The organism is Methylobacterium sp. A52T, assembly GCF_053346095.1.
In genome coordinates this window covers 1-9,041 of record NZ_JBKFBI010000188.1, presented here as the reverse complement: position 1 = coordinate 9,041, position 9,041 = coordinate 1, and the positions used below count along the sequence as shown (strand labels likewise).

Genomic DNA, 9,041 nt, shown 5'->3' with positions numbered 1-9,041 from the left:
GCGGACCCAGAAGGAAGGGCCCCTGGGCCCCCGGGTCGCCGCGCCGCGCGCCGCGGCTGGTCTCGACCGGCGCCTCGGTACCGCCCGGCGGGACCGCCGCCGCGGAGAGTTCGTCGCCGGCGCGCACCGATGCCGGGTCCGGCTCCGGGGCGCCGCCGCCGAGTCCGACCGAGACCGGCAGCGTCCGCCGCCCGGTCGGCGCGTCCGCGCTGGCCTGCGCACCCGACCGCGGGGCCGCCGGGGCCGCCGTTTGAGGCGGCTCCAGCGCACCCCGCCGCCCGCAGGCGGAAGCCGCCAGGGCCACGAGGCCGGACACGGCGAGGAGTTTCAGGGCGGGTTTCGACAACATCGCGCGAGGGTCCGGCGGGCTCGGCACCGGCACGCGAGGGCCGGCGGGAGCGCTACCTTAGCCGTTGCCGCGTCCCGGCGCGAGCGCCCGTCCGCCACAGGCCGGCCGCGGCGCGCGGTTGGGGCCCGTTCCCGCGGCTCCGGGCCCGGCCTCGACAGTCGGGAGGCGTCAGCCCCGCCGCTCCTTGCCGCCCTGCGAGCCCTGCCGGTTCTTGGCGGGGGCATTCTGCTGCTGCTCGGCCTCGTAGGCGTCGATCGCCCGGCGGCAGTTCTCGCTGAGCTTCTTCCAGTTTTTCTGGAAGCAGGCATCGGTGGCCGGATCGTCGGGGGCCAGGTTGCCGCAATAGGTCAGATAGTCCCCGGTGCAGTACTTCTTCAGGGTCTCGTTGCCGCGCTTCGTCTGCTGCGCGGCTGCCGGCAGCGTCAGGGCAACGGCCGCCGCGACGGCGAGGACGATCGGCTTCAGGCGCATGGGTATCCGTACCATCTGTCGAAGTTGTGATGCAGGGCGCGTCGGCGATGCGATGATGCCTTTGCGTGGTCGAAACAAGGCAGTCATCGCAGGTTTTCGGTCTCGTTCCGGTCGCCAAACCCCGTTTCGGGGGTGGATCGGCTCAGACCCGCTCGGGTTCCGGCATCGCCGCCGCGGTCCGCGGCATCCGGCCCGGGGCCGTGAGGGCCTCGGCGACCTCGACGATTCGCCGACGGAGATCGGCGTTCTCGCGCTCGATGCCGGCCTGCCGGTCTGGCGGCAGGTTTCCGGCCCGGTCGCTCTGGCGTTCGTTCTGGCGGTCGGCCACGGTCAGGGCCAGAGCTTCCTCGGCCGCCTTCAGGCTCGCGCGCAGGTCGTCGCGCTCGGCCGCCAGCGCGGCGGCGTCCGGTGCCGGGGCCGCGCCCTGCCGGAGCGCCAGGAGACTGTCGAGCAGGTCGGCGTGGGCGTCCTCGAGGGCCTGGAGCGTGGCGAGGCTCGCGCTCCCGTCCTCCCGCGCCAGCGTCAGCTCGGTCTCCAGCTCCCGGGTCTTGGCCTGGGCCTGGGCGATCTCGGCGTCGCGGGCGGCGACGTCGCGCGCCAGGGCGGCGACCCGCATCGTCCCGGCCCCGATCGCCGCCATGTCGGCCTGCCGCCGCGCCTCGACGGTCTCGACCCGGCGCTCCAGTCGGCGCTGCTGCACGGCGAACTGCGCGCGCAGGAAGTCGCGCTCGGCGGCGATCTCGGCCGGCGACAGGGGCAGGCGCGCCTCGGCCCGCCGGCGCTCCAGGCGCGCGGCGCGGGCATTGAGGGCCGGCAGAAGCAGCAGGCCGCACAGGCTCGCCGCCAGGAAGCCCAGCGCGAAGATCATCACCGTTTCGATCACGAGGGTGCAGCCCGCGCATCCGGCCGGAAAACCCGACCCAACTCCACTCTAGCCCAGGTTGGCCGCGAGGGTGAAATCCCGCGGGGCCGGTCAATCAGAACGCGTTCCGACGCCGTCCCGGATCGAGGCCGGATCTGGCCGGATCAGAACGGGTTCCACGTCGGCTCACGGGTGAACTTCAGATAGCCGACATTGATCCCGAGCCGCGCGCCGACGCCGCTGCGGATCGGCACGACGATGACCCGGTCGTTGACCACCGCGGTCATCCCGAAGCCGCCCACCAGGTAGGCGGAGCCGTCGACGCCGGCGAAGCGGCGGTACAGGTCGCGCACGTTGGGCAGGTTGTAGACCAGCATCATGGTGCGGGCGCCGTCGCCGCCGACATCGAAGCCGAGGGACGGGCCCTGCCAGTAGATGCGCCGCTTGCCGGCGTTGCGGGTGTAGAGCGTGCCCTCGCCGTAGCGGACGCCCGCCACCACGGCGCCGCCGCCCTCCTGGCCGAGGATGTAGCCGTTGGGCTCGCCCCAGCGCCGGCCCGCCTCCTCGACGGTGAGCGCGAGGCCGCGCGACACCGTGCCGAAGAACCGGTGGCCGGATTCCACGATCTCGCCGGGACGGAAGGTCTCGGGCGTGTCGAGATCCTCGCCGGCCGCGCGGGCCGCGCCCGCGGCGCCGAGGAGGGAGCCGCCGAGGGGCGCACCCAGCGCCAGGCCGAGGCCCGCGCGCAGGAGGGTGCGGCGGTCGGTGCCGCGATCGTCTCGTGCCGTCATCGTTGCCTCCTCGCCCGGTTCGATTAACGGTTCGTGCGATGGACCTGTGCCGCTCTGTCCCGCCGGGCCGGCAGAGGCCGCGCCGGGCGGATGAGTCGGACCAGCTTCTGAGGGAATCCGCAAGATGTGGTTAACGCGTCCTGACCCCGCAGTCCGCATGGCAGGGCGGTCGGGCGCGGGCATCCCGCTGGCGGCGCTCACGCTCGCGCGAGCGGTGAGGCTGTCAGCCGCGCTGTCAGCCGCGCTGGCGGCCCTGCCGGCGGTCGCCCCCGGCCGCGCCGCGGCGGAGGAGGGCCTGACGGCCCGGACGCGGATCGAGCTGCTGACGCTCAATGGCTTCGACCCGGTCAGCTACTTCCTGGAGGGCGGGCCGCAGGCCGGCCTGGCCCGGTTCGAGCTGTCCTGGGGTGGTCAGGTCTGGCGCTTCTCCAGCGGCGCCAACCGCGCGGCTTTCCGGGACGATCCGCCCGCCTACGCGCCGCGCCTTGGGGGCTACGACGCCGCCGGGATCCTGGATGGCCGGCTGGTGGACGCCGATCCCCTGGTCTTCGCGGTGATCGACGAGCGCCTCTACCTGTTCCGGGATGCCGGGCGCCGCGCCCGGTTCCTGGCGGAGCCCGGCCTGGCCCGGCAGGCGGAGGCGGCCTGGCCGGCCGTGCGCCGCCTGCAGGATGTCCCGCCCGACGGCTCGCCCGACGTCCCGGCTACGGATGCGCCGCGCTGAGCGCCGCCGCCGGCCGGTCGGTCGCGCGGGCCGGCAGGGCGAGCCGCGGGACCAGGGCAGGGTCCCCGAGGGCCGCGAAGGGCCCGTTGCGGTGATCGGGCCCGTGCTGGCCGTAGCGGATCGGGCCGCCGCCCGGCACCACCACGCAGCCCCCCGCCGCCGCGACGATGTGGTCGCCCGCGGCCGTGTCCCATTCCATGGTCGGGCCGCAGCGGACGTAGATGTCGGCCTCGCCGGCGGCGATCAGCCCGAACTTCAGGGCGGACCCGACCTGGCGCGTCTCCGCGACCGGCAGCGCCGCCAGGCAGGTGGCGGTCTCGGGATCGCCGTGCCGCCGGCTGCCCAGAGCGACGAGGCCCGTCCCCGGCGCCGCCCGCGCGCGGACCGGCCGCCCGGCCCCCGGCCGGCCCGCGATCACGGGGCCCTCCAGGGTCGCGGGGCCGGCCCACCAGACGCGGCCGAGGCCGGGGGCCGCCAGCGCGGCCGCTACCGGGCGGGCGCCCGACACCAGCGCGATGTTGACCGAGTAGTCCGGCGTCCCGGCGAGGAAGTCGCGGGTGCCATCCAGGGGATCGACGAGGAAGAAGAGGTCGGCGGGGCGGGTCGCGTCGCCCTGGGCACGCTCCTCGGCCACGACCGCGATCCCGGGAAAGCGCCCGGCGAGGGCGTCGACGATCAGGTCCTCGGCCTCGACGTCGGCGGCGCTGGAGGGCGAGCCGTCCGGCTTCAGGGCGTGGGGGCAGGGGCCCCGGTGGTAGCGGCGCAGGATCTCCCCCGCCGCGCAGGCGATCTCGGCGAGCGCCGCGGCGATCCGCTCACGCTCCGGTCCCGAGATCGTCGCCGCGCCCGTCATGATGCCTCCCGACACCGCCCTGAATGCCCGAGCGGGGGGTGAATGTCGACGGCCACCGGCCGGAGCGCCGCCTCATCGGCGCTCCGGCGGGTCCCGCGCGGCGGCCCGGACCCCCCCCCCCCCGCCCCCCCGGCGGCTCCCGCGCGGCGGCCGGCATCCGCGCCGGCATCCGCACCGTCCGCCGGATCTGCGCCAGCAGGGCCTGGCTCCGGCGGCGGTGGCGGCGCAGCTCCGCCGCGAGGCCGCGCGCGTCCGGGAGGCCCACCGCCTTGGCGATCTGCCGGGACGCGGTCTCGGACGGCTCCGCGGCGGGATCGGTCATCACGAGCCGCTGCCACTGGTAGACGGCGTCGAGGAAGCCGTAGGTCTCGGCGAGGGCCTCGCCCGCCGCCGCGGGCAGGAGGCCGCGCGCCGCCGCCTCGCGGAAGAGCGACTCCGCGCCGAGGCCGATGCAGCCGGGCCAGTCGCGTGCCTGGCTCAGCACGATGGCCTGGGCGAGGAAGTCGAGGTCGAACAGCGCGCCGGGGGCGAGCTTCAGGTCGTAGGGGCCGGCATGGCCCCGCTCCCGCGCGACCAGGGCCCGCATCGCGCCCGCCTCGGCGCAGACGGCGGCGGTCTCGCGCGGCTGCCGGAGGATCCCGGCGATCGCGGCCGTGACGTCGGCCGCCAGGGTGGCGTCGCCGGCGACGACCCGGGCGCGGGCGAGCGCCATGTGCTCCCAGAGCTCCGCCTCGCCGCCGTGATAGTCCGCGAAGCCGCTGAGCTGCACGGCGGGCGGGCTGTGGCTGCCGTAGGGCCGCAGCCGCAGGTCGACCGCGTAGAGGCGGCCGCGCCGCGTGGCCGTGGTGAGCGCCGCGAACACGCGCTGCGCCAGCCGGTTGTAGGCCACCACGGCGTCGAGGGGACGCCGTCCGTCGCTGGTGCGGTTCTCCGGGTCGAAATCGTACAGGAAGACGAGGTCGAGGTCGGATTCCGCGCTGAGCTGGCGGGATCCGAGGCGGCCGAGCGCCAGGATGCAGCAGCGCCCCGCCGGCACCGCGCCGTGGTCCAGGGCGAACCGGCGCTCCTCCGCCTCCAGGCTCAGCGCCACCGTGGCCTCGGCGATCGCCGCGTAGGCCTCCCCGGCCTGGCGCGGGGTGAGGATGCCCGACAGCAGGCGGGCGCCCGTGACGAAGGCCATCTGCCGGGTGGCGTCCCGGCAGCGGTCGAGGCTCTCCTCGTGGCTCGCCGGCTGGCCCAGGAGCGCCCGGTACTGCGCGCGGACCTCGTCGGGATCCGTGGTCGGCGTCACGAAGTCGGCGTCGAGCACGGTGTCGAGGACGTGCGGGCTCAGGCCGACCGTGTCGGCGAGGCGCGGCGCCGTCCCCAGGATGTCGGCGAACAGCAGGCGCAGGCGCTCGTGCGAGCGCAGGATGGCGAGGAGTTCGGCCACCGCGGGCATGCGCGCGAAGGCCCGGTCGAGGGCGAGGAGCGCCGCGTCGGGGTCGGCGGTCCCGCCGAGCGCGCGCAGCAGCGCCGGGAGCATCTCGGCCAGGATCTCCCGGGCCCGGCCGGTCCGCAGGGCCGGGCGGCGCCCGAGATGCCAGCCCTGCACGGTCTCCCAGGCCAGGGGCGGGTCTCGGAACCCGAAGGCGCCGAGCCGCGCCAGGGTCTCGGGATCCGGCTCGCTCTCGCCGAAGACCAGGGCGGCCCCGTCGGCACCGGCCTCCGGCTCCGCCTCGAACAGCAGGGCGTAGTGCGCCTGGACCCGGCCGGCATGGTGGAGCAGGGCCGCCTCGAAGGCCGGCAGGTCGGGGAAGCCCGCGAACAGGGCGAGCGCGGTCAGCGCCTCGGTCCCGGTGGGCAGGCGCTGGGTCTGCTCGTCCCGGATCATCTGGATCCGGTGCTCGAGGGTGCGCAGGAACGCGTAGGCCGCGGAGAGCTCGTCCCGGGCCCGCCCGTCGATCCAGCCCTCCGCGACGAGCTCGCCGAGCATCGCGACGGTCCGGCGGCCCCGCAGGGCGGGCTTGCGGCCGCCGAAGACGAGCTGCTGGGTCTGGACGAAGAACTCGATCTCCCGGATGCCGCCGCGGCCGATCTTGATGTCGTGGCCGCCGACCGCGATGGTCTCGTGGCCGCGGACCATGTGGATCTGCCGCTTCAGGGCGTGGATCTCGGCGATGGCCGGGAAGTCGAAGTGCCGGCGCCAGATGAACGGCGCGAGTTCCGCCAGGAAGGCCTCACCGGCCGGGATGTCGCCGGCGATCGGCCGGGCCTTGATGAAGGCCGCGCGCTCCCAGTTCTGGCCGAGCGTCTGGTAGTAGTCGAAGGCGAAGCCGGTGGAGAGCGCCACCGCGGTCGAGCCCGGGTCCGGCCGCAATCGGTAGTCGATGCGGTGGACGTAGCCGTCGGCGGTCCGGTCGGCCAGGAGCTTCACCAGCCCCTGCGCCAGCTTGACGAGGAAGGGCTTCGGATCGCCGCCGGTCGCCGCGGCGGCGGGCTCGGCCTCGTAGAAGACGACGAGGTCGATGTCGCTGGAGTAGTTCAGCTCGCAGCCGCCGAGCTTGCCCAGGCCCAGGACGATCAGGCCCGACCCGTCCTGCGGCGCCTCCGGATCCTTGGGCCTATACCGCCCGGCCGCCATCCCCTGCCGGAGGAGCGCCTCGACCGCCCCGCTCACCGACGCGTCGGCGAAGGCCGACAGGGCGCCGGTCACCGCGTCGAGGTCCCAGCAGCCGCCGAGATCCGCCAGGGCGACCAAGAGGGCGTGGGCCTCCCGGTTGGCGCGCAGCTGCCGGCCCACCTCGGCGAGGTCGGGATTCGCCCCGCAGGCGGCGCCGACGGCGCGCTGCCGCGCGATGATGTCCCGGCTCGCCGCGTCCGGCGGCTGATCCAGCAGGGCGACGAGCCGCTCGGGCGACCGGGTGGCCGCCCGCCAGAGGAAGGGGGAATGATCCGCCAGGCCGAGGAGCAGGTCCCGGCAGGGCGGCGTCAGGAAGCCGGCCGGCAGCGCCGGCGCGAGCTCGGCGAGCCGGGCCCGCGCGGCGTCGGGGTCGGCGAGCCCGAGACGGGGGCGCAGGCCCGCGCGCAGCGTCGTGGCTGACCCTGCGGCCGCTCCCTTCGCCGCTCCCTTCGCGGGGGCCTTCGCCGTTCCGTTCGGGAGACCGGTCTCGTCACTCATGCCGCATCCTCCCTGGCGCGACGGGGTCGGCATCGTAGCCGACCGGGCCGCCCGTGTCCGGTCCGGCGCGCGTGGCTCATGGCGTCCGCCGCGCGTTCACGATGCGGCCAGGACAGGGCCGAGACGATGCGTTCGCGCCCGATCGGGCCGGGAATCGGGGACCGTCCCGGCCTTCCGTCCGATCCGGTAACGCTTTTCAAAGCCGACCGTGGCGTCTATCCGTGCGGACCGGTCGTCGCCCCCGGTCCGGCCCGCGGGCCGCGCGGGATCCTTTCGGGCGACTCGATCGCCGCAGGGGCGGCCGAGGACTGGGCGGCCGAGAACCGGGCGGCCGGGAACCGGCAGCCCCAATCGGGGCCCCGGCCCGCAGACGTCCGCACCTCAGATCCGCCCGCCCGGAGCGCACCATGTCCTCCCCGACCTCGCCCACCCTGAACCTCGACGGCCTCGACCTCGCCGCCCTGCTCTGCTCCCGCGTCTGCCACGACGTGATCAGCCCCGTCGGCGCGATCGTGAACGGGCTCGAGGTCCTGGAGGACGACCAGGACGAATCGATGCGGACCTTCGCCCTGGAGCTGATCGGGAAGAGCGCCCGCCAGGCCTCGGCGCGGCTGAAATTCGCCCGCATCGCCTTCGGGGCCGCCGGCTCGGCCGGCGCCTCGATCGACCTCGCCGACGCCGAGAGCGTGGCCAAGGGCATGTTCTCCGACGACAAGACCAAGCTGACCTGGAGCGCCCCGCAGGCGCTGTTCCCGAAGAACAAGGTCAAGCTCCTGCTCAATCTCGTGATGGTCGCCACCTCGGCGATTCCCCGGGGCGGCCTGATCGACGTCGTCGTCTCCGGCGACGGCGAGGCGCCCACGCTGGTGCTGAAGGCCAAGGGCTCGCATGCCCGTATCCCGCCCCACGTCGAGGAGCTGATGGCCGGCAGCCCCGAGAGCGGCACCGTCGACGCCCACGGTATCCTGCCGTTCTACGCCGGCCTCGTGGCGCGGGCCGCCGCCATGGATGTCCGCTTCGCGATCGAGGGCGATGAAGTGACTATCACCGCCACGCCCGCAGTGATCGACGCGCCCGAAGACCGCGATGGAGAGGCTTCGGACACGGCGCTGGCGTGAAACTCTGAAAAAGGTGCCGCGCGGGGCCGGGATGGAAACGCTTCCCTAACCCCGCGCGAGTAAGTAGGTTGCGCGAGACCTTCTCCGCGTAACGAGTAGCGCCTATGGACGACCTGCTTCGCGAGTTTCTGACCGAGAGCGGGGAGCATCTCGACACGGTCGATGCAGAATTGGTTCGATTCGAGCAGGATCCGAACAACGAGACTATTCTGCGGAACATCTTCCGACTCGTTCACACGATCAAGGGAACCTGCGGGTTCCTCGGCCTCCCGCGGCTGGAAGCTCTGGCGCACGCCGCCGAGACCTTGATGGGTCGCTTCCGCGACGGGCTGCCCGCCACGTCGGATTCCGTCACCCTGATCCTGCTGACGCTGGACCGGCTGAAGGCGATCCTGGCCGATCTGGAGGCCACCGGCACGGAGCCCGCGGGCTCGGACGACGACCTCATCTCCGCCCTGGAGCGCATGGCCGAGGGCTCGCCCGAGCCGGAGGCCGCCGCCCCGCCGCCGCCGCCCGAGCCGGTCCTGCCCGATCCGGTGGTCCGCGAGCTGAAGCCCGGCGAGGTCTCCCTGGACGACCTGGAGGCCGCCTTCCTGGCCGCTCCCGGTCCGGACGAATCGGACTTCCTCCCGCCGCCGGCCCCCGTGGCCGCGACGCCCGCCCCTGCGGCCGCCGTCGCTCCCGCGCCGGCCCCGGCCCCGGCCCCGGCGCCC

The 9,041-nt window shown here is 74.8% G+C and carries 9 protein-coding genes; 3 read left to right on the top strand and 6 right to left on the bottom strand.

Features of this window, described 5'->3' with window-relative positions:
• The 4 genes from ACLBYE_RS27940 to ACLBYE_RS27925 all read right to left on the bottom strand — a co-directional run.
• Positions 1-349: hypothetical protein (locus ACLBYE_RS27940; RefSeq protein WP_447696664.1), on the bottom strand; the 349-nt coding region annotated here is incomplete at its 3' end.
• Positions 350-517: 168 nt separating this feature from the next.
• Positions 518-820: a hypothetical protein gene (locus ACLBYE_RS27935; protein ID WP_020094369.1), complete on the bottom strand. Its 303-nt coding sequence runs from the start codon at positions 818-820 to the stop codon at positions 518-520.
• A gap of 142 nt (positions 821-962) precedes the next feature.
• Positions 963-1,688, bottom strand: a complete 726-nt coding sequence (locus ACLBYE_RS27930) for a hypothetical protein (protein ID WP_447696663.1) — start codon at positions 1,686-1,688, stop codon at positions 963-965.
• A gap of 158 nt (positions 1,689-1,846) precedes the next feature.
• Positions 1,847-2,473, bottom strand: a complete 627-nt coding sequence (locus ACLBYE_RS27925) for a DUF1134 domain-containing protein (RefSeq protein ID WP_020094371.1) — start codon at positions 2,471-2,473, stop codon at positions 1,847-1,849.
• A 157-nt stretch (positions 2,474-2,630) separates the two neighbouring features.
• On the opposite strand from ACLBYE_RS27925, the gene ACLBYE_RS27920 reads away from it, so the two are divergent.
• Complete coding sequence (locus tag ACLBYE_RS27920) at positions 2,631-3,197, top strand: YHS domain-containing (seleno)protein (RefSeq protein WP_447696662.1); 567 nt, start codon at positions 2,631-2,633, stop codon at positions 3,195-3,197.
• On the opposite strand, the gene ACLBYE_RS27915 is transcribed toward ACLBYE_RS27920, so the two are convergent.
• On the bottom strand, positions 3,178-4,050 hold the full coding sequence (locus ACLBYE_RS27915) for a 3'(2'),5'-bisphosphate nucleotidase CysQ family protein (protein ID WP_447696661.1): 873 nt from the start codon (positions 4,048-4,050) through the stop codon (positions 3,178-3,180). The genes ACLBYE_RS27920 and ACLBYE_RS27915 overlap by 20 nt on opposite strands.
• Positions 4,013-7,210 carry a bifunctional [glutamine synthetase] adenylyltransferase/[glutamine synthetase]-adenylyl-L-tyrosine phosphorylase gene (locus tag ACLBYE_RS27910; protein ID WP_447696660.1) on the bottom strand — a complete coding sequence of 1,066 codons (3,198 nt, stop codon included), beginning with the start codon at positions 7,208-7,210 and terminating at the stop codon, positions 4,013-4,015. Before ACLBYE_RS27910 ends, ACLBYE_RS27915 begins: the two co-directional genes overlap by 38 nt.
• A 407-nt stretch (positions 7,211-7,617) precedes the next feature.
• Between ACLBYE_RS27910 and chpT the strand changes: the two genes are divergently transcribed.
• Positions 7,618-8,328, top strand: a complete 711-nt coding sequence (gene chpT, locus ACLBYE_RS27905; RefSeq protein WP_091682803.1) for a histidine phosphotransferase ChpT — start codon at positions 7,618-7,620, stop codon at positions 8,326-8,328.
• Between the two features lie 104 nt (positions 8,329-8,432).
• Positions 8,433-9,041 (top strand): Hpt domain-containing protein (locus tag ACLBYE_RS27900; protein ID WP_447696659.1); only part of this gene is annotated, 609 nt, incomplete at its 3' end.